Source organism: Nocardia panacis (genome assembly GCF_003598715.1).
In the GTDB taxonomy this organism is placed as follows: Bacteria; Actinomycetota; Actinomycetes; order Mycobacteriales; family Mycobacteriaceae; genus Nocardia; species Nocardia panacis.
The window spans coordinates 1-25,707 of record NZ_QZFU01000015.1; the positions used below are offsets into that span (position 1 = coordinate 1).

Genomic DNA, 25,707 nt, shown 5'->3' on the forward strand with positions numbered 1-25,707 from the left:
GAGCGGTTTGTCTTGGCGGACAAGATCTCTCTACCAGTAGTTCCGCTGTCCTACTCTCATGCCCCCACGCGCACGACAACACGATCCACTTGACACCCAGCCCAACCCACTAACTGAGCGGCATTGGCCCTAGGTGTATTCGTTGACCAGGATCGCCCAGGTGCCCGGTGCCAACGCCTCGAAGACGTGCGGCAGATCGCCCGGATACTGCACGTAGTCGCCGGGTCGCAGTTCGACCGGTTCGGCGGCGAGGCCCGCCATGGCGCGCCCTTCGGCCAACATCACGTGTTCGACCACGCCCGCCATGTGGGGCTGAGAGCGATGCGGCTGACCGGGTTCGGCGGTGACCCGGAAGATGTCGCGGCGCGAACTCGGCAGACCGGCGGCCAGTAGCGCCACCTGATAGTGCGAGACGGCGGCCGAGACCACCTGACCTTCCCCAGCGCGGATCACGTGCACGCTGGGTCGCGGCGGATCGAGCAGCCGGGAGAACGGGATGTCCAGGGCCACGCAGAGCGCCCACAGGGTTTCGATGCTGGGATTGCCGCCACCCGACTCCAACTGGGACAGCGTGGATTTCGCGATTCCGGCGCGTGCGGCCAACTCGCTGAGGGAGAGGGCGGCACGGGTGCGTTCCCGGCGCAGCGCGGCGGCGACGACCTCTCTGGGGCCGGGTTGGGCGGCCCGGCCCGACACATCCTTGCGCACACGCACTCCCATCCTGTGATAAACCGCACACAAGAAAACCATATTGACTCGGCGGCCCGCCATGTTCACCATAAAATACGTGCGTTCGATATGGCGAACACTTGGTAAGGACACGATCACCGGCATAGCGGGCGTACTGCTCGCGGTCGGTGTCATCGGCATCTCCTACGGCGCGACGGCCGTCGCCTCCGGACTGCCCTTCTGGCTGCCGATCGTGCTGGGCTGCATCGTGCTGGCGGGTGGCGCGGAATTCCTGTTCATCGGGATCATCGCCACTGGCGGCAGCCCGATCGCGGCGGCGCTGGCCGGGCTGCTGGTCAATGCCAGGCACCTACCGTATGGGTTATCCGTGCCGGAGGTGGTCGGCACCGGTTGGCGTCGACCGATCGGCCTCCACGTGATGAACGACGAGGCCGTCGCCGTCGCACTGGCCCAACCCGATCAGGAGCGCAAGCGCGCCGCGTACTGGCTGTGCGGACTCGGGGTCGGCGTGGTCTGGCCCGGCGGGGCCGCGCTCGGCGCACTCATCGGGTCGATCGTGCCCGATACCGGGGCGTTCGGACTGGACGCGGTCTTCCCTGCCGTGCTGCTCGCACTGGTCATTCCGGCCTTCCGTGATCGAATCACGTTGCGGGCGGCACTGTTCGGCGCGGTCGCGGCGCTGGCCACCGCACCCTTCGTCCCCGCGGGACTGCCGGTGCTGTTCGCCCTCTCGGGCCTGCTCGTCGCGGCATGGGAGCTCGCACGCCCGCGGTGTTTGTTTTCGCGGCCTCCCGGCGGCCTACGTGGTCACACTCCGCTACCTCCTCCGGCCGCGGCGCTCGGCCGCGGCGAGTCATCGACAGGGTGACGGTCGGATGATGCTCGCAGTGGGCATGATCGCCCTCAGCCTAGGCACCTACGCGTTCCGCTGGGCCGGTCCGGCACTGCGGGACCGGATTCGATTCCCGCAACGGGCGGTGCGCCTCTTGGAGATCGGCGCGACCGTGCTGCTCACCGCCTTGGTCGCGGTGACGGCGATCCCGGCGGGCACCGGGAAATTCGGCTTCGCGCTCCCGGCGGGCGTCCTCGTCGCGGCCGTGCTGGCCTGGCGCAAGGCACCGCTGCTTGCCGTCATCGTCGCGGCGGCGGCGACCACCGCCGTACTACGGCTGTGCGGGGTAGCTTGAGGTTTCGTCGGTAGGGACGGTGATCTGGCGGCTCCGATCCGGGCAACCCGGCAGATCCCGACCCACCGTGTAGTGCCCAAGCACGCACACCAGATCATTTGTGCCGGAACTCGATCCGGTGGGCGCGTCGGCCCGCGCCACCGCGGCCGAACCCAAGACCATCGCGACCACCGCCACAACCCACGCCACTACCCGCATGCCCGCACCTTTCCACGCCTCCGGCGATATCGTAGCTGCCCGCCGAAGCCGCTGCCAGGCAACCGGTTTGGTGTTTCGCGCCGCCGTCAGCCCCACGGTCCGCAGGAATCCGGCTCCACCTGGCGCTGCATGGTCTTCAACAGGCAGATGATGCTGCGCACCAGGCTGGAACTGCCCGAGGTGGAGCCGGTGCCGGGCGTCCCGTACTGGGAACTGCCCGCCCCGCCGCTACCGGTATCGGCGGCGGCGACCGGGGCCAGGGCCGTCAGCGCGAATGCCAGGGCGAACACCCCGGCCGAGATGGTCTGTCGCATACGCATTGAATTGTCTCCCTTCGGGTCTCGGAACGGCAGGCCATAACCTACCGATCCGCACCCAGCCCGGAGTCTAGTGCGCGCGAACGCGCGCGGATGGGTTTCTCGACCCCGCGACCTCAGTTCGCCAGCAGGGGAATCCCGCCACCGAGCCGCCGCGCCACCGAACCGAAACGCGCGTCGAGCCGCAACCAGGTCCGGGTGGCACGCACCCGCACCATCTCCGCGGACCCGATGCGCTCGGGCCGGGCGGCGTGCGGAATGAAATCCATGGCGGTGAGTGCGAACACGACGCGCATGGGCACCGCGACACCGGCTCCGGCGCCGGAGACGGTGAGCACCGGCTGATCCAGCAGCGCGACAGGCGGGCCGTGGCCGCCCTGCTCCTTGGCCAGCCGCGCACCCTGCTCGGCCAGGTCGACCAGGGTGCGCGCGGGCACATCGTCCACATGGGTGAACCCCTCGACCGGCGGCAACGCACCCCGCCAGGCCGAATCCATCGAATAGCCCAGTTCGACCGGGCCGTCGGCCGGCAGCCCGGCCAGCAGCACATCCGCCCCCACCGTGACATCGTCGACACCGAGCCCGGCATCGACCGTACGCATGGCCAGCGTCTCGAAACCCGTTGCCACCCAGGCCGCGACCTGCCGATCGCCGCGGCGGCGCAAACGCACCACCGCGGCGGGATCCAACCGCACCGCGCGACTGAGGAAGGTCGCCAGATTCTCCCGTTCGGCCCGATCCGGGAATTCCAGCACCCGCCGCTCCGTCACGCCGACCTCAGTCCTGCAACCATTCGCTCAGATAGTCGCGCTCGGCCTCCGTCAGCCTGCGCAGTCGCTGAGTCCGGATATCGAACGCCGCCATCTGTGTGGAGGCCAGCACGGCGGGCGGCGAATCCGGGGCCGCGCCATTGGCGCGCACCTCATAGCCGACGGTGAAATCCACCGCCCGCACCTGCTCGATCCACATGGCGATATCGAGCGGAGTGTCCTCGTGCCGCAACTGCCCGCGATAACGGACGTGCAGGTCGGCCAGTACACAGCCGTCCCGCAGCGGCGCGGTGGGACAGCCGTCCCCGAACAGCCACGGAATGCGCGCCTCCTCCAGCAGCGTGACCATGCGGGCGTGATTGACGTGCTGGAACACGTCCATATCCGACCACCTGACCTCGACCTTGGCATGGAAGCGCTTGGGCAGCACGGCACTACCGCCGTGCGCCGACCCGCGGCCGTTCAGTGAACCGGCATCCGTCAACGTGGTACCTCCGACTGCGCGCCCACCCCGCTCACCATGCTGCGCACCTGCCGCGCCGCGACCGACAGCGTGGCGAGATCGTGGGTTCCGGACTCGAACAACTCCGACAGCGCCGCGCGGGCACGCCCGAGCCGCGACTGGTTCTTCGATTCCCAGTATGCAATCTTCTCGTCGGCCGTCTCCTCCGGGTCGCCCGCGGAGAGCACGTCGAGGGTCAGCGAGCGCAGCGATCCGTACATATCGTCGCGCAGCGCCAACCGGGCCAGCGAATGCCAGCGATCCCCGCGCTCGAGGTGGCTGACCGCCTCCAGCAGCCAATCGATCTTCAGGTGCTCGTTGAGCGCGTAGTACAGCGCGCCCACCTCGTCGCCGGAGCGATCGGTGATATCGGCGATATCCAGCACATCCAGCAGCGGGAACAGGTTGAGCAGGCCGAACACCTCGGTGGCCAATTCGGGCGGCGCGCCCTTGGCGATCAATTCGGCGGACTGATCGGTCAGCGTCGAGACATGGTGTCCGCGCAGCCAACCGGGCACCTTCGGTGCCAGTTCGCGCACGCCGCGACTGTAGCGGTTGATCTCCGCGCCGACCGCGATGGGCTGCGGGCGGTTGGACAGCAGCCAGCGCGAGGCGCGATCCAGCGTCCGCTTGGTCTCCAACTCCAGCAGATCGCGCACCACTGTGGCGGTATCCGCACCGCGAATCCGATCCCACATGGCGTGCAGGCCGAAGATCTCGGTGGCCGCCGCGAACGCGCGCACCGCATCGGTGGTGGACGCGCCGATCTCCTCGGCCAGTCGATGCGGGTAGGTGATGCCGCCGAAATCCACCATCTCATTGACGATCATGGTGGTGACGATCTCGCGCCGCAGCCGGTGCCGCTTGATGGCCGGGGCGAAGCGCTCGCGCAGCGGTGTCGGGAAGTACTGCGGCAGCCTGTTGGAGAAGTAGGCGCTATCGGGCAGATCGGTGGCCAGCAGATCCGATTTCAGCGAAAGCTTCACGTGCGCCATGAGATTCGCCAACTCCGGCGAGGCCAGGCCGGTGCCCTCCTCGGCGCGGCGATTCATTTCCGCGTCCGAAGGCAGTGCCTCGATCTCCCGGTCCAGACCGCGCCGCTGCACCAGATCGTCGATGACACGCTGATGGACATTCAGCATGGCGGGGGCATCGGTGCGCGAGACGCCCATGAGGAAGTTCTGGTTGATGTTGTCCCGCAATACCAAATGTGAGACTTCGTCGGTCATCGAGGCCAGCAACGGATTGCGCTCCACCTCCGACAAACCACCACTGGAAACCACACCATCGAGGAGGACCTTGATATTCACCTCGTGATCCGAGCAATCCACACCCGCCGAATTGTCCAGCGCATCGGTGTTCATCTTCCCGCCGTTGCGGCAGAACTCGATCCGACCCAACGCCGTCGCACCCAGATTCCCGCCCTCACCAACAACCTTCACCCGCAACTGATCACCATTCACACGGACACTGTCGTTCGACTTGTCCCCCACCTCCGCGTTCGATTCGGTCGACGCCTTGATATACGTCCCGATACCGCCATTCCACAACAACCCCACCGGAGCCAACAGAATCGCCCGCACCAACTCCGGCGGCGCCAACGCCGTCACCCCATCCGCGAGACCCAACGCCCGACGCACCTGCGGCGAGATCGGCACCGACTTCACCGTCTTGTCGAACACACCACCACCCGCACTGATCAACGACGTGTCGTAATCCGCCCACGACGAACGCGGCAACCCGAACATCCGCTCCCGCTCCCGGAACGACACCGCCGCATCGGGATCCGGATCCAAGAAGATGTGCCGGTGATCGAACGCCGCCACCAACCTGATGTGCTCCGACAACAACATCCCATTGCCGAACACATCACCCGACATGTCACCCACACCGACCACAGTGAAATCGGTTGTCTGGGTATCGATCCCGAGCTCGAGGAAGTGACGCTTCACCGACTCCCACGCACCCTTGGCAGTGATACCCATCGCCTTGTGGTCATACCCCGCCGAACCACCCGACGCGAACGCATCACCCAACCAGAACCCGTACCGATTCGCCACATCATTCGCGATATCGGAGAACGTCGCCGTCCCCTTATCCGCCGCCACCACCAAATACGTGTCGTCACCGTCATGACGAACAACCCGCTCCGGCGCGACAACGTTCCCGGACACCCGATCCACATTGTCGGTCACATCCAACAAACCCGACACGAACGTCCGATAGCACTCCACGCCCTCGGCGCCCAACGCCTGACGATCCACCCCCGGATCACCGGTCGCCGCGGGCGGCCGCTTCACCACGAACCCGCCCTTCGCGCCCACCGGCACGATCACCGCGTTCTTGACCGCCTGCGCCTTCACCAAACCGAGCACCTCGGTCCGGAAATCCTCCAAACGATCCGACCAGCGCAACCCACCCCGCGCCACCGACCCGAACCGCAGATGCACACCCTCCACCCGAGGCGAGTACACGAAGATCTCGAACAGCGGACGCGGACGCGGCAATTCCGCGATCTCCCTCGGCTCCACCTTCACCGAGATGTACGGCCGGGCATTCCCCTCGGCATCGGCGACGTAGTAGTTGGTCCGCAGGGTCGCCTTGATCAGCCCGAGCATGGCACGCAGGATGCGGTCCGCGTCGAGGCTGACCACCTCATCGACGCGGGCACGCAACTGCGACTCCAGTTCGGCGGCCTGCGCCTGTGCGTGGGTGTCCGGATCGAAACGAGCGGCGAACAGGTCGACCAGGAGTCCGGCGATATCCGGATAGGTGAGCAGCACCCGCGCGATATTGGCCTGGCTGTACGGAAAATCGGCCTGCTGCAAGTACTTCGCGTAGGTGCGCAGGACCGCGACCGAGCGCCAAGGCAGTCGGGCGCGCAGCACCAGTTCATTGAGGCCGTCCGCCTCGGCGCGGTCGTACCAGACCGCCTCGAAGGCCGCGGTGAAGCGCTCGCGCAGGCCGCGCACCTCCTCCGCCAGGGCGTGCGCGCGCACGGAGGTCTCGAGCAGTTCGGCGTCCAGGTCCCGGTCCAGTGCGCTGCGCAGCAGTTCGGGGCGGGCCAGCAGGCCGAAGTCGTAGATCCAGCGCTCGACTGTCGGCGCGCCGGGGACGGTGGCCACCTCGAGCCGGTACGGACGCTCGTCGACCACCTCGACGCCGAGGCTCTGCAGCACGGGCAGCACCTGGCTCAGCGAGACGCCGGTGCCGCCGATGTAGAGGGTGAAGCGCCAGGATCCCGGCGCGGAATCCGGTCTGCGGTAGAGGTACTGGTCGATCGCACCCTCGGCCAGACGTTCCAGCCGGACGATATCGAGCAGTGCGCGGCCGGGCGCGAAATCGTGCTTGTAGCCCTCCGGGAAGGCCTCGCCGTACCGCTCGACCACGCCGGGATCGAGGACCGAGGAGTTGCTGACCTCGTCGGCGAGGTGGTCCTCCCAGGTGCGGCTGGCCTCGGCGAGCAGCGACTGGATGCGAACCCGGTTCGCCTCGGAGGTGTCGGCGGTGGCCGAGGCGTAGCGCGGTGCGCCGTGATCCGCCTCCGGCATGCGCACGGTGAAGTAGACGCTGGCCAGTTCGCTCTCACTGACCCGCGCCGAATAGTCGATCGAATTGCCGCCCAGCTCGCGCACCAGGATGTCCTGCATCTCGAGCCGCACCCTGGTGGTGTACCTGTCGCGCGGCAGGTACACCATGCAGGCCACGAAGCGGCCGTAGCCGTCCGAGCGCATGAAAAGCCTTACCTGGCGGCGCAATCCGACACTGAGCACGGCCGCGGCGGTGCGGCGCATGGTGTCGGCGTCGGAGGAGAACAGCTCGGTGCGCGGGAAGGACTGGATGACCTCCAGCATGGCCTGACCGGAGAAGGACTCCAGGTCGAAGCCGCTCTCCTCGATCACGGCGCGAACCCGGCGCTCGATCATCGGGATGTCGAGCACGTTCTCGTGCACGGCGGAGACGGTGAATACACCGAGAAACAGATGTTCGCCGATGATGGCGCCCGCGTCGTCGACATCGGCGACGCCGATGAAGTACGGGAATACCGAGCGATACACCGTCGCGGGCACCAGGCCCTGGGTGAGCACCAGCAGCGGGCGGTCGCCGCCATTGATCGGCACCCGGAAGTCGGTGCCGACTCCGGGCCGCAGCACGCCGAGGCAGGTGCCCGGCATGGCATTGGAAGTCTCCTGGCCCTGTTCGGTGGCCAGGCGGTAGCGCGCGTAGCCCAGGAAGGTGAAGTTCCCACTCGCCAACCAGCGCAACAGATTCGCCGTATCGACCAGATCGTCGACCACGAACGGGGATGTCCCCGATTTCGCGCTGAGTTCCAGGTCGTCGGCCAGTTGGCGCTGCACCGCCTTGATGGCCTCGGTATCGCCGATGACCTGGCGCACATCGGCCACCACATCGGGCATGGCCGCGGCGACCTTGTCGAGCAGGGCCTTGCTGGTGGACGGGTGCAGTTGTACGTGCATCCACGATTCACGCAGCCCGGCATTGCCGTTGTTCTCCACCTCATGGGCGGCGGCGGAGGTGAGCAGTCCGGTGTCGTCGCGCTCGACCTCGAAGATCGGGTGGATCACCTCGGTGATGCTGACCCCGATGCGGGTCAGCGAGGAGGTGATCGATTCGACGAGCAGCGGCATATCGTCGGTGACGAGCTGCACGGCCGCACCGAGGCCGGAGCCGTCATCGGGGTGGTAGACGCGGACCAGTGCCCGCCCCTCTTGCCGGTACATGGCCAGTTCCAGGTGCCGCCGGAAGATTTGAGTGATTCCGGTGATCGCACAGTCCACATCGCCCGCGTCGACGTGGCGGAAATACGCTTCCTCGAGCATCGCGAGTTCGCCGCGCAGCGTCTGCGGCAGACTCGCGGCCCACGCCGCACTGGACAATTCGGACGAGACCGTCATTTTTTCGCCTACTCCTCGGATATCGGTTCCGTAACAAAGTGACGCCGGTCCGAGAGTAGCTGTGCGCCGAGGGGACGGGGGTGAAAACCCTTCTAAACACGGGTTGTTCACGCAACCGCACAAGTCGCCCCACGGTTGCCGAAACCATAGGGTCGGTACGGCGCAGCTACGACCGGACCGCCGAATGTCAGGTGGGTGCGCCCTGGGATTCGGGCAGCGGCAACGGTGTCGCTCCGGTCCAGCCAATCAGCTTCTCGAGGGTGGGTAAAGACCTGTCTGCACCCGATTCGGCCGACCGCACGGACTGCGCCATTGCATCCACCACTCCACCCTAACGAGGTCTACGGCGAAAGCCGTCCCGCCACGAGGGATACCGATGAGTTGGCTTCTCGCCCGCAGGGGCGGCGCGCGCTGCGCCGGCCCTGCGGGCGAGCGATCAGTCGCGAGTCAGCCTGCGGTGCGTAACCCGGTGCGGCCGAGCCGCTTCCTGGCCGAGACGCTCGATCTTGTTCGCCTCGTACGCCTCGAAGTTGCCCTCGAACCAGAACCACTTGGCCTCGCTGTCGGCATCGCCCTCCCACGCGAGGATGTGGGTGCAGGTGCGATCCAGGAACCAGCGGTCGTGGGAGATGACCACGGCGCAGCCGGGGAACAGCTCGAGCGCGTGCTCCAGCGAGCCGAGGGTTTCCACGTCGAGGTCGTTGGTCGGCTCGTCGAGCAGGATCAGGTTGCCGCCCTGCTTGAGGGTCATGGCCAGGTTCAGCCGGTTGCGCTCACCACCGGAGAGCACACCCGCGGGCTTTTGCTGGTCGGGACCCTTGAAGCCGAACGCGCTCACGTACGCGCGCGAGGGCATTTCCTGCTGGCCCACCTCGATGTAGTCCAAGCCGTCCGAAACCACCTGCCACACCGTCTTTTTCGGATCGATGCCCGCACGGTTCTGGTCGACGTAGCTCAGCTTGACAGTGTCGCCGATGGTGACGATGCCGCTATCGGGCTGTTCGAGTCCGACGATGGTCTTGAACAGGGTGGTTTTGCCGACACCGTTCGGGCCGATCACGCCGACGATGCCATTGCGGGGCAGGGTGAAGGACAGATCCTTGATGAGCTGTCGCTCGCCGAAGCCCTTGTCCAGGTGCTCGACCTCGACCACCACATTGCCCAGGCGCGGACCGGCAGGAATCTGGATCTCCTCAAAATCCAACTTCCGGATCTTCTCCGCCTCCGCGGCCATCTCCTCGTAGCGACCGAGGCGGGCCTTGTTCTTGGCCTGACGGGCCTTCGCGCCGGAGCGGACCCAGGCCAGCTCCTCCTTGAGGCGCTTCTGCAGCTTCTGGTCCTTCTTGCCCTGGACCTCGAGTCGCTCGGCCTTCTTCTCCAGGTAGGTGGAGTAGTTGCCCTCGTACGGGTAGGCGCGACCGCGGTCCAGCTCGAGGATCCAGCCGGCCACATTATCCAGGAAGTACCGGTCGTGGGTGACCGCGAGCACCGCACCCTGGTACTGGCCCAGGAACTGCTCGAGCCACAGCACGCTTTCGGCGTCGAGGTGGTTGGTCGGCTCGTCGAGCAGCAGCAGGTCGGGCTTGGACAGCAGCAGTTTGCACAGCGCGACCCGGCGACGCTCACCACCGGAGAGCTGGGTGACCGGCTCGTCGGGCGGCGGGCAGCGCAGCGCGTCCATGGCCTGCTCGAGCTGGGAGTCCAGATCCCACGCGTTGGCGTGATCCAGATCCTCCTGCAGCCGACCCATCTCCTCCATCAGCTCATCGGAGTAGTCGGTGGCCATGAGCTCGGCGATCTCGTTGTAGCGGTCCAGTTTGACCTTGATCTCGCCGAGGCCCTCCTCGACATTGCCGCGCACGGTCTTTTCCTCGTTGAGCGGCGGCTCCTGCTGGAGAATGCCGACCGTCGCACCCGGCGCGAGCCACGCGTCGCCGTTGTTCGGCTGGTCCAGTCCGGCCATGATCTTCAGCACGCTGGATTTACCGGCGCCGTTCGGACCGACAACGCCGATCTTGGCGCCGGGGAGGAAGTTCAAGGTGACATCGTCGAGCACGACCTTGTCGCCATGTGCCTTGCGAACCTTCCTCATTTGATAAATGAACTCAGCCATATGCAGCAGCCTAACGGTGTTGGGATCGGTGAAATAACGCAGAGCCGCCGCCCGGTGCGGGGCTACGAGGCGATGGCGGATTCGGGGTCGGCGCGCGTCCCTGCGGCGGGCGGCGAGCCATTCTGCGCGGCGCAGACGACGCCCCGAGGTACAGCGCCCGGACCATCATAGGTATTCCGGCGGGTGATGGGCGCCGAGCACCGGGCCAGATCCGGGCCGATCGCGATGGCGCGCAGTTCCGGCTCGCGGCGGGCGGCGCCGTCGCGGGTGGTGAACTCGTGGATGTGCAGTCGGCCGTAGGCCACCACCGGATCGCCCCGGCGCAACGAATCGTCGACGCCCGCGACGAGTCTGCGCCAGCATGCGACGTTGAGGAACAGGGCGCCTGCGTCCACCCACTCCCCCGTGCCGGAATCGAGGCGGCGGGAATTACTGGCCAACCGGAAGGTCAGCAGCTCATCGCCATTGCCCAGATCGCGCCGGACCGGCTGGCTGACGATATTGCCGACGATCGTCACATTCGTCTCGTACACGGTTACACCCCTTCACCTTTCGACTGCTGCCCGTCCCATGTGGACCAGTCCAGCCTGCGGGATCCGCGGCCGGTCCGACCGAGTCGAATGGCGATTGGGGACAACTTCACCGGATGTGGACAACCACCGGGTTCAGCGATCGACGACGGCGGTCAACGGGAGATCCAGCACGCTCGCACCGACATGCAGGGTGAAGGCGCCCGGCTCGACCTGCCAACCGCCATCCCAATGCTCGAACGCCCTGGGACGCACCGAAATCCGCGCCGTGGCGGTCGTACCGGCAGCGGCCGTGACCGTCGCGAACCCGGCCAACCAGCGCACCGGACGCTCCACCGCCGACTCCGGTCGGGACAAATAGGCCTGAACGACCTGCTTGCCCGCACGAGCGCCGGTATTGCGCACCTCGACCCGCACCTCGACCGCCCCGTCCGCACCCAGTTCCACGACGAGTCCGCCGAATTCCCAACTCGTATAGCCCAGCCCGTGCCCGAACGGATAGGCGGGCGAGCGATCGGCCCGCAACCACGCCCGGTACCCGAGATGGATGCCCTCGTCGTAGCGGAGCACCCCGTCGACCGGCGTGGTGGACAGCACCGGCACATCCGCCGCCGCGGCGGGCCAGCTCGTGGGCAACCTGCCGCCCGGTTCGCGCCGCCCGAGCAGCACATCGGCCAGCGCGTGCCCCAGTTCCTGTCCACCGAACCAGGACAGCAGCACCGCCGCGACCTCGTCGCGCCACGGCATGAGCACCGGCCCACCGGAATTCACCACGACCACGGTGCGCGGATTGGCCGCCGCGACGGCGCGGACCAGCGCGTCCTGTTCACCGGGCAGCGAAAGGGTGACCCGGTCGAAACCCTCGCTCTCGGTGAGCGAGTCGGTGCCGACCACCACGACGGCGACCTCGGCCGCCCGCGCCATGGCCGCGGCATCCGCGAGTAGGTCGGCGGTATCCATGAGCGCCGCTTCGGTGCCCAGCGTGATGACCACCAAACCCATTGCCGCGCCCTCGGATTGGAGATCCTGGCGGACCCGCACGGCAATCGGGCCGCAGGCGAGCACCACCGGCACGGCGGCCACGCCCGGCGCGAACAACGCCGCGCCCAACACCTCCCCCGTCGCGACCAATTCGGTGTCGAGGACGATTTCTTCGTTCACTGTCATGATCGTGTGCCCAAGACCCGCGACGCCGAGGCGTACGGCCGCCGAATCATCCGGCCCCGGAAGGTAATTCGTCGTCAATTCGATGACCGCCGCACCCTGCGGCGCCTGCCCCATATAGACCAGTTGGGCCGCACGGCGATGTTCGCTGAGCAACTCCGCGCCCTCGGCGTCGAAGAAGCGGACGCGCAGACCCGGTTCCCCCGTCACCGGATCGGAGATGACCGACAGCGGCAGCGGATGGATTCCGGTTTGCACCGGAACACCGGGGTGCACCGTGATCGATCCCTCGGGCAACGCGGCCCGCAGCCCCGCGACCGGGCTGATCACCTCCTCCGGCACCACGGTGGCGCTACCGCCGCCCTGGGTGCGTGGATACAGCGCCGCCTCGCCGATCACCGCGACGGATCCGGGACCCGCACTGGGCCAAGGCAATTCGCCCGCATTGCGCAGCAGCACCATACCCGCGGCCGCCACCTCGCGGGCGACGATCCTGCCGTCCTCCCGAATCTGCTGCCCCACCGCTACATTCGCGCCGAGCGCGCCGACCCGCCGGGCCAAGCACAGCAGCCGCAGCACCTTGGCGTCGATCACCGCCTCCGACACCGCGCCTTCCCGCACCGCCGCAACGAGTTTCGCACCCCATGGCCCGTCGGGACCGGGCATCACCAGATCCTGATCCGCGTTGGCCGCGGCCTCGGTGCTGCGCACCGCCGTCCAATCCGAGACCACCACACCGTCGAAACCCCATTCGGTGCGCAGCGGCGTTGTCAGCAGCGGATTCTCGGACATGGTGACACCGTGCACCGAGTTGTAGGCCGACATCACCAACCACGCGCCCGCCCGCACGGCCGCCTCGAACGGCGCGAGATACAGCTCGCGCAGCGCGCGCTCGCCGACCTCGACATCCACCGTGTAGCGCTCGGTCTCGGAATCGTTGGCCACGTAGTGTTTCGGTGTGGCGGCCACGCCATTGGCCTGTACCGCACGGATGTACGCGGCGGCCAGTTCGCCCGTGAGCAGCGGGTCCTCGGAGAATGCTTCGAAATGCCTGCCGCCCAACGGGCTTCGGTGCAGATTTATGGTGGGTCCGAGCACCACGTGCACACCTTTGCGGCGCGCCTCGGCCGCCGAGGCCGCGCCGTAGCGGGCGGCCAGTTGCAGATCCCAGGTGGCGGCCAGCGCGGTGGCCGAGGGCAGGTTCAGGGAGGGGTCGCGCTCGTCCCACACCGGTCCGCGCACCCCGGAAGGGCCGTCCGACAGTGTCATCGAGCGCAGTCCGACGGCGGGTTCGGCGACGGTGGACCAGAGGTCGGCTCCGGTGAGCAACCCGAGCTTCTGCTCCAGGGTGAGCGCGGCGAGCAGGGAATCGAATTCGGTCTCGGACACGGTGTCTCCTCGGCTTGTCGACTGTCCGCCAATCTACGCCCGGCAATCGCGCAGCGACCGAATGTCTTCAGCCGCCGAGTTCGGCATTCGCGCCGCAGAGCACGATGACCGGCCGCTCCCCCGCCGGTGGCGCGTAGACCCCGCTCTGCACGGCGGCCAGCGCCGCCGCGCCCGCCAATTCGACGACGATGCGGAACTCCCGCCACAGATAGTCCCGCGCCGCGGCGATGGCGTCATCGCTGACCAGCACCGATCGCACGCCGTAGCGGCGGGCCACATCCAGGGCGATATCGCCGATTCTGCTGGCCCACAGACCATCCGCCACCAAACCGGACGCACCGACCTCGACCGGCCGGTCCGCCGACAGCGCGGCGCGCAGAATCGGCATCCCCTCCGGCTCCACCCCGATGACCTGCCTGCGCCGACCCAGCGCGGCCGCGATACCGGCCATCAGTCCGCCGCCGCCGACGGCGACGAGGATCGGCGGACGGCCGCGCACCTGCTCCTCGAGTTCCAGCCCGACCACGCCGACCCCCGCGACCACGGCGGGCAGGTCGAAGGCGTGCAGCGGCAAGGCATTTCGCTCGGCGGCCAGGTCGGTGGCGTAGCGGTGGGCCTCGGCGTAGGTGGTGCCGTGCCACAGCACCTCCGCGCCGTGCGACCACATGGCGGCCACTTTGGTGTGCGGTGCGGATTCGGGGACCACGACGGTGCACGATATGCCGAGCGCGGCGGCGGCCAAGGCGGCCGCGATGCCCGCGTTGCCGCCCGAGGCGATGATCACCCGGTCGGCGGCGGGATCGGCGGCGAGCATGGCGTTGAGACTGCCGCGCACCTTGAAAGTGCCGCCGTGCTGCAGATATTCGAGTTTGAGCGTGACCGGGACCTGGCCGTTCGGCCCGTTGACACTGGTGTGGAAGACGGGGGTGGTGCGGATGCGGCCGGTGAGCCGTTTACGCGCCGCGCGCACATCCGCTCGGAGCACGCGGCGCTGCGATATGTCCTCGGCGCTGGTCACTACTGCGCCCCGCGATCACGTTTGGCCAGTTCAGCGAACATGGCGTTGTGTGCGGCCAGGTCCGCGTCGTGATCGCGTTCGGCGGCGCGGTCGGTGCGCTGGGCCAGGCGCGCGTCGCTGCGCGACCACTGGATGAGCAGTGCCAGCATGACCACCACCAGCGGCACCTCGCCGCTGGCCCAGGCGATCGAGCCGCCGGTGCGCTGATCGCCGAGCAGGTCACCGTGCCAGTCGAGTCCGAGGGCACCGAAGAACCAGCCGCCCATCACCGTGGTCATGCTCATGAGGGCGACGCCGAAGAAGGCGTGGAACGGCAGGGAGCCGAAGACCATGCCGAGTCTGGTCAGCGGTTCGACCCGCCGGGGTTTGGGGTCGATGCCGATGACGACCCAGTAGAAGAGGTATCCGCTGATCAGGAAGTGCAGATTCATCAGCAGGTGCGCGGCGTGGGCATTGACGAACTTGTCGTAGATACCGCCCATGTACAGCGCGTAGAAGCCGGCGACGAAGATGACCGACGCCACGATGGGGTGGGTCAGCAGGCGCGAGACCGGATTGTGGACGAAGAGGAGGATCCACTCGCGCGGTCCCGGCACCCCGCCCCGACCGGCCGGGGGTAGTGCGCGCAAGGCCAGCGTCACCACGCCGCCGAGCGCGAAGAGGATGGGCGCGAGCATCGACAGCGCCATGTGCTGGCCCATGTGCACGCTGAACATCGCGGGCGCGTACCGCCCGACACCGGAGGATGTGCCGAACAGCAGCACCGCGCATCCTGACAGCCAGGCGATGGTCCGACCCACGGGCCAGGCGTCCCCGCGCGCCCGCAGTCGGCGCACGCCGAGCAGGTACAGCACCGCGAGCACGATCGCCGCCGTGCCGAAGATCAGGTCGAAACGCCAGTCGAACAGAATGCGGCCGAGGGTGGGCGGGCCTGCCAGGTCGTAGCCGATCTCCACCTCGATGGGGGACGGAATCTTCTCGGGAGGCGGTGGCGGAGTGCGGCCGAGGCCGGTCGCGAGTCCCATGGTGGCCGCGAAGATGAGCACCTCGACGCCGCCGAAGCGAATAAGCGCGCCCGCGGCGCGCGGGTTGGCCTTCAACGCCGGGATCGAGGCGCGCCGCTGCTGGAATCCGATGAGGCCGAGCACGATCAGCGCGGCGGCCTTGGCCAGCACCAATCGCCCGTAGGTGGTGGTGAACAGTTCGCCCGCGGGGACGCGCACCCAGGCGTTGATCACGCCGCTGGCGGCGATGACCGCGAAGGCGATGGCGGCCAGGAAGGAGAAGCGGGTGGCGGCGACGTCGATGTGCGCGCCGCCGCGCCGGGCGTGGGCGAGTACGGCGAACAGCCCGCCGACCCAGACCGCCGCCGAAACCAGGTGCAGGATCAGACTATTGGTGGCCAGGTCGTGCGAGCCGCCGGAGGAGGAATGTCCGGTCAGCGCCAGGGGCATCATGGTCACCAGCGCGGCCCCGAACAGCGGCGGCGTCCAGCCCCAGCGCAGCGCCAGCCGAGCGCCGACCGCGACGATCAGCGCGAAAAACACCGTGGTGCGCCAGGCTTCGGCCAGGGCGACCTGGTTCACCGCCCGCCAGAGCTCCTCCGGGCGCAGGATCTTGCCGACCGGTCTGCCCGTGGTGTCGGAGACGGTCAGCGGGACGAGCAGTGCGGCACAGAATGCCCACAGCAGGGCGGTATTGCTTGCGCGCCGCAAGGCGCGGTAGCCGCCGGTGTCGAGCAGGCCATTGGTTTGGGGCGGGGTGAGGAAGGCGGCGAACAGCAGTGAGCCGACTGTCATCGCGCCTGCCAGGTTGGCCAGGGCGCGCACGGCGGGCAGTCCGTAGGTGGTCAGCGGGCCGGGATCGGGTATGCCGAGCAGGCTCAGCGCCTGCGCCGCCGAGAGTCCGACGACCAGCGCGGCCACCACGGCGGCGATCGCCAGACCCAGCACCGACAGCACCGCGAATCCCGCCGCGGATCCGGACCGCGCCGCTTCGACATCCTGTTCCGCTGGCGGGTCCTGCGCTGACGACATGGCTTCGAGCCTAGTTCGGGCATTAATCCATGGCCCGTCCGGGCTTGGGCGACTAGGCTGGTTTCCGTTCGTGGCCCGACGGAGGCCCGCAAGGTGGCTGGAATGTTGCTGACGCTGAGAAACTGACGATCTGGACGGTCGCTATAATTGCGCTGCTGGACAGCGCGGCCGTTCTCGGTCAAGGTGGAACGCGTTGCCTCCGTAGCTCAGTTGGATAGAGCAAGGGCCTTCTAATCCCTAGGTCGCAGGTTCGATTCCTGCCGGGGGCACTCCACTCGTAGGCGAGCCATGCTCGCGGGGGGCGCTCGCAGGCTCGTTTCGTCATTTTTTGTGGGGGTGCAACCCCCACGCCCCGCCCGGCGGGCTTTGCCCCCGGACCCCCAAGGGGGTGGTGGCGGCGGTGCTGGGACGTGCGGTTCGGGGGCTGTCCTGTTGCGGTTCGGGGGTTCCGGGGCTGACCTGTTGCGGTTCGGGGATTCGGGGGCTGACCTGTTGCGGTTCGGGGGTTCCGGGGCTGACCTGTTGCGGTTCGGGGATTCCGGGGCTGACCTGTTGCGGTTCGGTTCGGGCTTGTCGTGAGTGGTCTGGGTGGGCGACGGGGGTGGCCGGGCGGGGGGATTTGTTGGGGGATCTCGTCTCAGTTCTGTGTGCGCCTCTAGTGGGGGGTTTCGGACGGTCGCAATGTTGGCCGGGCGGTTGCTGATTGATACCGGTGCGGGGGTTGTTCAAACGTGATTTCTGCCACCCCTGTGGGCTGTTGGGGTGAGTTGCCGTGGTCACGGCGGGGTGGGGGCGGCTATGAGAATTTCCCACTGTGGGCATAGCGGGTTGCGCACCTAACATTGACCGGCGTCTTTCCGGCTCAGCTCTCGACATCAGGAATGGAACCCGACTTGCCCGAATCCCGATCCGGAGCCGAGAAGCTGACCGCGGCGCTGCAGCGGGCCGCGGACAGTCTTTTCGACTTCGAAATCGCCGTCGGGACCGAGGAGATCGCATTGACCCTGGCCGTTCCGTGCCCGAATCCGGCGCTGCTGCCGCGACTGAGTGAGCAGGCGTGCTGTTTGACCATCGCCGTCGCGTCGTGGCTGTTCGGGCCGAAGGCCGAGCCGGAGCGGATCGAATTCGCTTACCCGCCACCGGCGCATGCCGGGTCCTGTGCCGAATTCTTCTGCTGCCCGGTGCGGTTCGACGCGCAGGCGACCAGCGTGCACTTCCACAAGACGGCCCTCACCCTGCCCAGTGCCGGGCGGGTACGGCGATCCAGGATCGACCAGCCACGAACCGATATCGCGCCCGAGGTGGAACAGGTGCTCCGAGACCGTATTTGGGAACCCACCACCCAGGCCGCCGTCGCCAAGCGGCTCATGATGAGCGAGCGCACCCTGCATCGCAGGCTGGCCGAGGGCGGTCAGCGCTTCGGCGAGATCCGCGACCGGGTGCGCTTGGAGCGCGCCAACGTCCTGCTGCGCACCTCGAGCCTGTCGATCAGCGCCATCGCGGGCGAGGTCGGCTTCACCGATGCCAGGGAATTCCGCCGCGCCTACCTGCGCTGGACCGGGAGCACACCGAGCGCGGCCCGCGCGGCCTCACCATGGCGACCCGAAGGGCCGGAGGATCATCTGCCACCCACCGGCGCGCACTGAAACGCGGGCGACTGTCCCGCGGCACGGCGGGCCGCCTCCGCTCCCCACATCCGAAAGGTGCGGCGACACAGCGCGAGCACCTGCTCCGCATCGATGGTCCGCTCCCCGGTTTCGGCATTGTCGTAGATCGCGTTGATCCGGGCGTAGATCTCGAAGATCGGCCCTTCGCCGCGCAGATAGTAACTGCGCGCATCCTCGGTTTCGCGAATGAACTCCTCGCGCGACATCTCGGCGAAATCCATATCCGAACCGGAACGCAATACCTTGCCGATATCCTCGAATGACGCGGACTCGAAGAATCCGGTGCGGATATTCAATTTCTCCCCCACCGGCATGCCCGAGCCGGATTCCGTCAGTCGCATCGTCCCATTATAGAAACGATAGTATGCCGGAGATTTCTCGAGCCAGGCCATGCGACAATCCCTTCCGGAAACCCATATCAATACGATACATTGCTTCGACAGGCTAGGATCCGACCTTCGACGAACCGTCGGAATCGGCCGGACCATCGGGCAGCCCCAGCACCGTGGCCTGCCAGAACAACCCGTTGAGATATCTGCGCACCTCGATATTCAGGGCCGCCTCGCGTGGACTCAGCTCGCGATTCTCACGGCGGGCCAACGTTTCGAAATCCCGCTGCACCTCGTACAGCGCGTGCTCATATCGCACCACCGCTTCGATACGCCGCAGATGCAGGCAGAGTTCCGCGATATGACCATTGGGCATTCGGAGATTGAGCAATACATCCCGATAGCCCGAAGCCTGCGGGCAGTCGAATCTGTCCTTGATATAGACGATCTCGACGCGCGTGTCGTCGGCAATACATGCCAGGGCGCGATAGACCTCGTCGACCCGATCGAACACTATCCGCGCGCCGACCAGATCCACCAGCCGAGACACATCCCCTCGGTATTCACCGATCTTTTCCCACGCACGTTCGCGATCCTTCGGCTGGGTGCGCCAATGCGCCGCGCCGCCGGTCTGTCCGGCGATCTCCCCGGCGAGTTCGTTCAGCGCACGCTGCGTCTCGGGCCAGGCCGCATACTGCCGATCCAGGAACTCGCGCTGATACGCGCCGTCGTGGTGCCTGCTCGCATCGAATCCGGGCTGGAGCCGATCCCGTGGACGGATCTGCCGCACCCGGTCGCGGACCTGCCGCGAGATCGCCCGCTGCTCGGGGGTCAGCGGTGTCGCCATGCCACGCACCGGATCCGCGAGCACCGCCTCCGCGCCGCGCTCGGCGACCGTCCGCACCGCTGCGGCGAGTATGCGCACCGCTTCCGGATGCCGCATAAGGGAATTCAGCTTCCTCGGCAACTCGCGGCAGGAGTGCTCCAGGTCGGGATGGTCACTCAGCAGCCGGGCCAGCACCGGATGGCGCGCCACCGACTCGCGCGCCGCTGCCGGGATCAGTGCTCGAAAGTGCCCTGTTCCGGCCGGATTCCGTCCACGCGGCTCTGCCACTTGGCCCACGACACCGCCTGCGCCGCGCTCGAATCCGTCGGCTCGTCATCCAGCGGGTCCTTGGTGATCCTCACCTCCGATTCGATTGTCGGCCGCGCAGGTTCGATCAGGGACTCGATCCGGACCCGAAACCGGATCGGATCAGAGCAGCGATAGCCAGTAGTCCTGGAAGCGCAGGAAGACCAGCACCGCGACGATCACGTAGCCAACAGTCAGCAACGTCCAACGCCATTGGACCACAATCGAGTTCGGCCATAGTTGCCTGGCCGAGGTCGCCAACAGCGCGGGCGTCGCGGCCCAGACAACCATGCAGTAAGGGCACAGCGCGTTGATGCGGTAGAGCGCCTGGAAGATCAACCAGCCGACGAAGGCGACACCGAGACCGGCGCCGAGGGCCACCGACCCCCAAAACCACTGCGGCACCGCAGTTCCAGCCACCGCCAACACGCCGAGGGTGACCACCACCGAGAACCCCACCACGCCGATGATCGGATTGGGGAATCCGAACACCGCGGCCTGAGGCGAGGCCATGATCGACCCGCAGGAAATGGTCGGGTCGATACTGCACGACGGGGTGTAGCCCGGTTCGGTGAGCAGTCGGAACCGCTCGATGGTCAGCGTCAGCGATGCCGACCATCCCGCGAATCCCAAGATCAGCACCAACCATGCGCCCGCGCGATCACACACGAGCCGCCTCGCGGGCCAGTGCGCGATCGCGCTGCTCCTCGAAGCGCGGAATCCGCACTTCCCGCATATCGTCGAGGAAGGCGGCCAATCCCTCCCGAACCTGCTCGCCGCGCGCCCCGAAATCGGTGCGGCCGAAGATATTCCACTTTCGCAGGACCGGTTCCAGCACCTCCTCGAGATGCTGGCGCAGATCGTAGACGCCGTGTTTGGCCATGAGCACCCCGTTGCGCCGGAAGTTCGGCATCTGTGCGCCGGGCATCTGAAAATTCTGCACCACGTCGGCAATGGCGGAGACCGCTTGATCGGGCGAAAGATCAAGGGCCGCACCGCAGACGGTGCGATAGAAGATCATGTGCAGATTCTCGTCGGCGGCGATGCGCCCCAGCATCGCGTCGGCGATCTCGTCCTGACAGACCCGGCCGGTATTGCGGTGGGTAACCCTGGTGGCCAATTCCTGGAAGCTGACATAGGCCACCGAGTGCAGGAATCCCGCACCGTCGTCCTCGAATGCCTCGGTCCCCGGCGCGAAACCATTGGTCATGTGAGCCATTCGGGCCTGTTCCAGCGCGACCGGGTCCACACCCCTGGTCACCACCAGGTAGTCGCGAATCACCACGCTGTGCCGCATCTCCTCCGCGGTCCAGCGACCGACCCAGGTGCCCCACGCGCCGTCGCGGGAGAAGTTCTCGGCGATCTCCCGGTGATAGGAGGGCAGATTGTCCTCGGTGAGCAGATTGGTGACCATGGCCGCCTTCGCGACCGGGCTGAGCCTGGATTGCTCCGGATCCCAATCGATTCCACCCAGCATCGCGAAATTGCGTCCTTCATCCCACGGGATGTAGTCGTGCGGCTGCCAGTCCTTGGACAGCTTCAGATGCCTGTCCACACAGGTTTCGGCGGTGGACTCCAGTTCGGCCAGCAGTTCGCGCTGGGTCAGGTCGCGCGCCAAGATCGGTGCCTGCCTTTCGGTTTCGATTCGAGTGTGCGGTGCGGCCGCCACGGGTAGCGGGCGAAGTGGTGCGGGGGCACCTCCCGACACTGTGCTAGGCGCGCGGCATGAACGGGAGGGTCGTCCTACCCCAACCGCGGGGACCGATGACCCGACAGAGTCACCCCGCGATACCGACGATCGCGGCGGCCAGTTCGATCCCGTCCAACTGCCTGCCCACTGCCTCCACATCGAAAACCACGGCCCCGGACCGGAACTCGCGGCCCAGCGTGTACAGCAGTTCCATCCAGTCCCAGCTCACCCCGATCTCGGCATCGATGGGTTCGAGCCTGTCCCCGATCAGCGGCCGAGCACGATGCCGCAGCACCAGAATCCGCCACTGCCCGAGGAAGCGCCGGAACCGATCCAGCGCGTCCGCGGCCCGCTCGGTGCTCGCCGCGACCGCGCGCATCTGGGCATTGACGGTGTCGACCCGCTCGGACATCTCGGTGAGTCCGGAGGCCGCGGCCTCGCACAGCGCGGGCACGGCGTCCAGTGAGCGGGGCGGTGCGGTCCCGTCGACCACCTCGGCGGCGAAGGCGGCGACCATATCGTTGTAGAGCGCGGCCAGGGAGATCCGGAACCGCAGATCGGCCACGCTGCCGCGCAGCCGGTCCAATCCGGTTCGCAGCTCGCGCAGTTCGACGACCGCCTGATCCATCGGTTCGCGCATGACCTGCGCGACATTGGCGAGCACCGGATGGGATTCGGCGATCGGGGCGGACGCGGCCGCGGCCGCGGCGACGGACCGGTTCATGCGCTCGGTGATATCGATGAGCTGGGCGGAGGCGTCGGCCAGTTGATCGCACAGGTCACGGTAGTCGGCCAGCCGGGTGACGAGTCGGTCCAGAGCGCGGTCGAGCACCGCGACGCCGCCGAGCACCTCGGCGATGGGACCCCGCGCCTGCGGCCTCAGGTAGGTGGCCGAGACCAACCGGTCGCGCGCGGCGACCTCGAGTGGCAGCGCGTCGAGCACGAATTCGTCGTAGGAGCCGAATCCGTCCTCGCGCAAAGCCTTTTCGATCTCGGCGCGGCCCGCGACGGCGCGGTCGCGGCGGCCGACGCCCGCGCGGCACAGTCGCTGTTCGACGGCGTGGGCGCGCGCGTAGATCCGTTCGATTCGGCCCATCGCCTCGGCGCGCGGCGCCACCCGCACCGAGAGGTAGCCCGAGCGCAGCGGACTCATGGTGGCGAACACCCAGTACGACGCACCGTCCCTGGCCTGGTTGCGCACATACGCGCAGACCGGTAGCCCCGCCTCGAGCCGATCCCACATCAGCGCGAAGACACCGGCGGGCATCCGCGGGTGCCGCACGATATTGTGCGGCGCGCCGACCAGTTCGGCCTGCGAGTATCCGGCGATACGGACGAAGACCGAATTGCCCTGGCGGATCACGCCGCGGCGGTCGGTGGTGGAGAAGAACAGCTCGGCGTCGCCGAAACGGTGATCCTCCGCGAAAGCGATCGATTTCGACAGGTCGGCGATCGGCTGCGATGTGGTGGGCATTTCGCCAAGGTAGACGAATCACCACATGCGGGGACAATCCGTCGTGATTCAAGCGATATTCGAAAGACATTGGGCATCAATGGGATTGAATTGTGCTCCCATTCACCCGAGCTGGATACACAAGGGGCGCAGGTCATTCGGGCGATGGACCAAGGTCACTGCCCGTCGCGGGAAAGGGTACCAAAAGGTCATCTCCTGCACCGCAGGGGTTTTCCGCGCCGAATGCGCCGAATACCTTCCGATTGCCCGAGATTCGGTGCGAGGTTCCGTCGGAACCGTATGAGGAGGGTGTGGTGACTGCGATATCTCCCAGACCGGTGGTGACCCGGCCCCATCCGGCGCGACGCGCGCCGAAGGGGTCGGCGCTGCATCGGATGCTCACCACCACCGATCCGAAGGTGCTCGGCCAGATGTATCTGGTCACCTCGATGGCCTTCTTCATGATCGCCGGGTTGATGGCGCTGCTCATGCGCGGGGAACTGGCGCGGCCCGGATTGCAGTTCCTCTCGCCCGAACAGTTCAATCAGCTATTCACCATGCACGGCACGATCATGTTGCTGTTCTATGCCACCTCGATCATCTTCGGCTTCGCGAATATTCTGGTGCCCCTGCAGATCGGCGCGCCCGATGTGGCATTTCCGCGCTTGAACGCGCTGAGCTACTGGTTCTATCTGTTCGGCGCATCCCTGGCCACGGCGGGATTCCTCACACCCGGCGGTGCGGCCGATTTCGGTTGGACGGCATATGTGCCGCTGGCCGATATCATCCATTCGCCCGGTGTCGGCGCGGATATGTGGATCCTCGGCGTCGGCGTCTCCGGCCTCGGCACCATTCTCGGCGGCGTCAATATGATCACCACCGTCGTCTGCCTGCGCTGTCCGGGCATGACCATGTTCCGGTTGCCGCTGTTCACCTGGAATGTGGTGATCGCCAGTGTCCTGATCCTGATCTGCTTCCCACTGCTGACCGCCGCGGCGCTGGCGCTGTTCTACGATCGCCACCTCGGCGGACATATCTACGATCCGGCCAATGGCGGGTTGATGCTGTTCCAACATCTGTTCTGGTTCTTCGGACACCCCGAGGTATATGTCATCGCGCTGCCGTTCTTCGGCATCGTCTCCGAGATCTTCCCCGTCTTCAGCCGCAAACCCATCTTCGGTTACACCGCTTTGGTTTACGCGACCCTCGGTATCGCCGCACTATCCATCGCGGTGTGGGCGCACCACATGTACGCCACCGGCGCGGTGCTGCTGCCGTACTTCTCGTTCATGACCTTCCTCATCGCGGTGCCCACCGGCGTGAAGTTCTTCAACTGGATCGGCACCATGTGGCGGGGTCAATTAACCTTCGAATCACCGATGCTGTTCTCGGTCGGCTTCCTGGTCACCTTCCTCTTCGGCGGCCTTTCCGGTGTCATCCTGGCCAGCCCGCCGCTCGACTTCCACATCACCGACACCTATTTTGTGGTGGCGCACTTCCACTACACGCTGTTCGGCACGGTCGTATTCGCCACCTACGCGGGCATCTACTTCTGGTTCCCCAAGATGACGGGCCGCATGGCCGACGAGCGGCTGGCGAAATGGCATTTCTGGACCACCTTCATCGGGTTCCACACCACCTTCCTGGCCCAGCACTGGCTCGGGGACGCGGGGATGCCGCGCCGCTACGCCGACTACCTGCCCAGCGACGGATTCACCGCGCTCAATACGGTCTCCACCCTCGGCTCATTCCTGCTCGGCGCGTCGATGCTGCCGTTCCTGTGGAATGTCTTCAAGAGCTATCGCTACGGCGAGGTCGTCACCGTGGACGATCCATGGGGCTACGGCAACTCCCTCGAATGGGCCACGACATGTCCCCCGCCGCGGCACAACTTCTATGAACTGCCCCGCGTTCGTTCGGAGCGCCCCGCCTTCGAGCTGCACTACCCGCACATGGTCGAACGTATGCACCAAGAGGCGCACATCGGCTGGGGCACCCACTCCGAGAAACCCGTTTAGCCCATGGTTTTCTGGCCGTCGAGTGCCTCCCGCAGGATATCGGCGTGACCCGCGTGCTGCGCGGTCTCGGCGATGATGTGCAGCAGCACCCGGCGGGCGCTGCGGCGCGCGCCCGGCTCGAACCACGGCGCGGGCGGCAGCGGATGCGAGAGATCGAGGTCGGGCAGGGTGGCGACGAGTTCGTCGGTGCGGGTGGCCACCCGCTCGTACTCCGCGAGCAATCCGGCCAGCGTCTCACCGGGCAGCATGCGGAATCCGTTGGCGCGCTCCACGAAATCCGCCTCGGTCCACTTGCTGAAATCCTTCCCCGACATGATCGCCGAGTTGCCGTCGACGATGAAATCGACCCAGCCGCTTTCGGTTTCGGCGACGTGCTTGATGAGCCCGCCGAGACACAGCTCACTCACGGTCGTGCGTTGGCCCGCCTGCTCGTCGGTGAGCTCCCGGACGGTGTAGCGCAGGAATCCCCGGTGCGCGCGCAAGGTCTCCAGCAGATCGGCGCGCTCACGGGTCAGGGTGGTGTCGGTGGTCATTCGAACATCCTCTCGTCGGCTTCGTCCCCTACGCTAGGCACCATTGGTGCCAGTT

At 66.9% G+C, this 25,707-nt stretch carries 23 protein-coding genes and 1 tRNA gene; 5 read left to right on the top strand and 19 right to left on the bottom strand.

The genetic code is table 11. From position 1 onward, the window contains the following. Window positions 1–129 precede the first annotated feature (129 nt). The gene (locus D5S18_RS07210) at window positions 130–714 is read right to left on the bottom strand and encodes a helix-turn-helix domain-containing protein (RefSeq protein WP_439651092.1); all 585 of its coding nucleotides are present in this window, start codon (window positions 712–714) and stop codon (window positions 130–132) included. A 73-nt stretch (window positions 715–787) separates the two neighbouring features. Between D5S18_RS07210 and D5S18_RS07215 the strand changes: the two genes are divergently transcribed. Beyond that, complete coding sequence (locus D5S18_RS07215; RefSeq protein WP_120039234.1) at window positions 788–1,558, top strand: AzlC family ABC transporter permease; 771 nt, start codon at window positions 788–790, stop codon at window positions 1,556–1,558. 7 nt (window positions 1,559–1,565) lie between these two features. After that, window positions 1,566–1,877, top strand: a complete 312-nt coding sequence (locus D5S18_RS07220) for an AzlD domain-containing protein (protein ID WP_120039061.1) — start codon at window positions 1,566–1,568, stop codon at window positions 1,875–1,877. Here D5S18_RS07220 and D5S18_RS34375 read toward each other — a convergent pair. From D5S18_RS34375 to D5S18_RS07265, 11 genes are all read right to left on the bottom strand, one after another. Beyond that, on the bottom strand, window positions 1,854–2,075 hold the full coding sequence (locus D5S18_RS34375; RefSeq protein ID WP_147403874.1) for a hypothetical protein: 222 nt from the start codon (window positions 2,073–2,075) through the stop codon (window positions 1,854–1,856). The two genes, D5S18_RS07220 and D5S18_RS34375, sit on opposite strands and share 24 nt — an antisense overlap. Window positions 2,076–2,161: 86 nt before the next feature. Next, complete coding sequence (locus D5S18_RS07225; protein WP_147403875.1) at window positions 2,162–2,395, bottom strand: hypothetical protein; 234 nt, start codon at window positions 2,393–2,395, stop codon at window positions 2,162–2,164. 113 nt (window positions 2,396–2,508) lie between these two features. Then, a complete protein-coding gene (locus D5S18_RS07230) occupies window positions 2,509–3,162 on the bottom strand; it encodes a DUF8010 domain-containing protein (RefSeq protein WP_120039063.1) in 654 nt (217 codons plus the stop codon). A 7-nt stretch (window positions 3,163–3,169) separates the two neighbouring features. After that, complete coding sequence (locus D5S18_RS07235) at window positions 3,170–3,628, bottom strand: acyl-CoA thioesterase (protein WP_120039235.1); 459 nt, start codon at window positions 3,626–3,628, stop codon at window positions 3,170–3,172. A gap of 14 nt (window positions 3,629–3,642) precedes the next feature. Beyond that, on the bottom strand, window positions 3,643–8,580 hold the full coding sequence (locus tag D5S18_RS07240) for an NAD-glutamate dehydrogenase (protein ID WP_120039064.1): 4,938 nt from the start codon (window positions 8,578–8,580) through the stop codon (window positions 3,643–3,645). Between the two features lie 187 nt (window positions 8,581–8,767). After that, window positions 8,768–8,893, bottom strand: a complete 126-nt coding sequence (locus D5S18_RS36080; RefSeq protein ID WP_282434828.1) for a hypothetical protein — start codon at window positions 8,891–8,893, stop codon at window positions 8,768–8,770. Window positions 8,894–9,016: 123 nt separating this feature from the next. Then, entirely contained in the window at window positions 9,017–10,693 is a 1,677-nt protein-coding gene (ettA, locus tag D5S18_RS07245) for an energy-dependent translational throttle protein EttA (RefSeq protein ID WP_120039065.1), read from the bottom strand. Between the two features lie 62 nt (window positions 10,694–10,755). Then, entirely contained in the window at window positions 10,756–11,226 is a 471-nt protein-coding gene (locus D5S18_RS07250; RefSeq protein WP_120039066.1) for a single-stranded DNA-binding protein, read from the bottom strand. Between the two features lie 132 nt (window positions 11,227–11,358). Then, window positions 11,359–13,776 carry a beta-glucosidase family protein gene (locus D5S18_RS07255; protein ID WP_120039067.1) on the bottom strand — a complete coding sequence of 806 codons (2,418 nt, stop codon included), beginning with the start codon at window positions 13,774–13,776 and terminating at the stop codon, window positions 11,359–11,361. Between the two features lie 67 nt (window positions 13,777–13,843). After that, window positions 13,844–14,794, bottom strand: coding sequence for a serine/threonine dehydratase (locus D5S18_RS07260; RefSeq protein ID WP_239003603.1), 951 nt, complete (start codon window positions 14,792–14,794; stop codon window positions 13,844–13,846). Beyond that, window positions 14,794–16,830: a bifunctional copper resistance protein CopD/cytochrome c oxidase assembly protein gene (locus D5S18_RS07265; RefSeq protein WP_120039068.1), complete on the bottom strand. Its 2,037-nt coding sequence runs from the start codon at window positions 16,828–16,830 to the stop codon at window positions 14,794–14,796. The genes D5S18_RS07260 and D5S18_RS07265 overlap by 1 nt, the downstream gene beginning before the upstream one ends. A gap of 195 nt (window positions 16,831–17,025) precedes the next feature. On the opposite strand from D5S18_RS07265, the gene D5S18_RS07270 reads away from it, so the two are divergent. Both D5S18_RS07270 and D5S18_RS07280 read left to right on the top strand, forming a co-directional pair. Next, window positions 17,026–17,099 (top strand) — tRNA-Arg (locus D5S18_RS07270). 612 nt (window positions 17,100–17,711) lie between these two features. Next, window positions 17,712–18,476 (top strand): AraC family transcriptional regulator, encoded by a 765-nt coding sequence (locus tag D5S18_RS07280; protein ID WP_120039070.1) that lies wholly within the window; start codon window positions 17,712–17,714, stop codon window positions 18,474–18,476. Here the strand turns inward: D5S18_RS07280 and D5S18_RS07285 are convergent. The 6 genes from D5S18_RS07285 to D5S18_RS07305 form a co-directional block, all read right to left on the bottom strand. Further along, complete coding sequence (locus tag D5S18_RS07285) at window positions 18,449–18,838, bottom strand: hypothetical protein (RefSeq protein ID WP_147403876.1); 390 nt, start codon at window positions 18,836–18,838, stop codon at window positions 18,449–18,451. The genes D5S18_RS07280 and D5S18_RS07285 overlap by 28 nt on opposite strands. A 103-nt stretch (window positions 18,839–18,941) precedes the next feature. Then, window positions 18,942–19,862, bottom strand: coding sequence for a RelA/SpoT domain-containing protein (locus D5S18_RS07290; protein WP_120039072.1), 921 nt, complete (start codon window positions 19,860–19,862; stop codon window positions 18,942–18,944). Between the two features lie 23 nt (window positions 19,863–19,885). After that, complete coding sequence (locus D5S18_RS36085) at window positions 19,886–20,014, bottom strand: hypothetical protein (protein ID WP_282434829.1); 129 nt, start codon at window positions 20,012–20,014, stop codon at window positions 19,886–19,888. A gap of 67 nt (window positions 20,015–20,081) precedes the next feature. Further along, complete coding sequence (locus D5S18_RS07295) at window positions 20,082–20,600, bottom strand: vitamin K epoxide reductase family protein (RefSeq protein ID WP_239003621.1); 519 nt, start codon at window positions 20,598–20,600, stop codon at window positions 20,082–20,084. Between the two features lie 19 nt (window positions 20,601–20,619). Continuing rightward, window positions 20,620–21,576, bottom strand: a complete 957-nt coding sequence (locus D5S18_RS07300; RefSeq protein WP_120039237.1) for an acyl-ACP desaturase — start codon at window positions 21,574–21,576, stop codon at window positions 20,620–20,622. A gap of 160 nt (window positions 21,577–21,736) precedes the next feature. Next, window positions 21,737–23,122, bottom strand: a complete 1,386-nt coding sequence (locus D5S18_RS07305; protein ID WP_120039074.1) for a PAS domain S-box protein — start codon at window positions 23,120–23,122, stop codon at window positions 21,737–21,739. Between the two features lie 293 nt (window positions 23,123–23,415). On the opposite strand from D5S18_RS07305, the gene ctaD reads away from it, so the two are divergent. After that, window positions 23,416–25,119 (top strand): aa3-type cytochrome oxidase subunit I, encoded by a 1,704-nt coding sequence (ctaD, locus tag D5S18_RS07310; protein ID WP_120039238.1) that lies wholly within the window; start codon window positions 23,416–23,418, stop codon window positions 25,117–25,119. On the opposite strand, the gene D5S18_RS07315 is transcribed toward ctaD, so the two are convergent. Beyond that, a complete protein-coding gene (locus D5S18_RS07315; RefSeq protein ID WP_120039075.1) occupies window positions 25,116–25,652 on the bottom strand; it encodes a DinB family protein in 537 nt (178 codons plus the stop codon). The two genes, ctaD and D5S18_RS07315, sit on opposite strands and share 4 nt — an antisense overlap. Between the last annotated feature and the right edge of the window lie 55 nt (window positions 25,653–25,707).

Coding starts and splice junctions, on each gene's coding strand:
- D5S18_RS07265 (WP_120039068.1), bottom strand. CDS start 16,830: ATGTCGTCAGCGCAGGACCCGCCAGCGGAACAGGATGTCGAAGCGGCG.
- D5S18_RS07285 (WP_147403876.1), bottom strand. CDS start 18,838: ATGCGACTGACGGAATCCGGCTCGGGCATGCCGGTGGGGGAGAAATTG.
- D5S18_RS36080 (WP_282434828.1), bottom strand. CDS start 8,893: ATGGCGCAGTCCGTGCGGTCGGCCGAATCGGGTGCAGACAGGTCTTTA.
- D5S18_RS07315 (WP_120039075.1), bottom strand. CDS start 25,652: ATGACCACCGACACCACCCTGACCCGTGAGCGCGCCGATCTGCTGGAG.
- D5S18_RS07240 (WP_120039064.1), bottom strand. CDS start 8,580: ATGACGGTCTCGTCCGAATTGTCCAGTGCGGCGTGGGCCGCGAGTCTG.
- D5S18_RS07225 (WP_147403875.1), bottom strand. CDS start 2,395: ATGCGTATGCGACAGACCATCTCGGCCGGGGTGTTCGCCCTGGCATTC.
- D5S18_RS07280 (WP_120039070.1), top strand. CDS start 17,712: ATGGAACCCGACTTGCCCGAATCCCGATCCGGAGCCGAGAAGCTGACC.
- D5S18_RS07305 (WP_120039074.1), bottom strand. CDS start 23,122: ATGCCCACCACATCGCAGCCGATCGCCGACCTGTCGAAATCGATCGCT.
- D5S18_RS07220 (WP_120039061.1), top strand. CDS start 1,566: ATGATGCTCGCAGTGGGCATGATCGCCCTCAGCCTAGGCACCTACGCG.
- ettA (WP_120039065.1), bottom strand. CDS start 10,693: ATGGCTGAGTTCATTTATCAAATGAGGAAGGTTCGCAAGGCACATGGC.
- D5S18_RS34375 (WP_147403874.1), bottom strand. CDS start 2,075: ATGCGGGTAGTGGCGTGGGTTGTGGCGGTGGTCGCGATGGTCTTGGGT.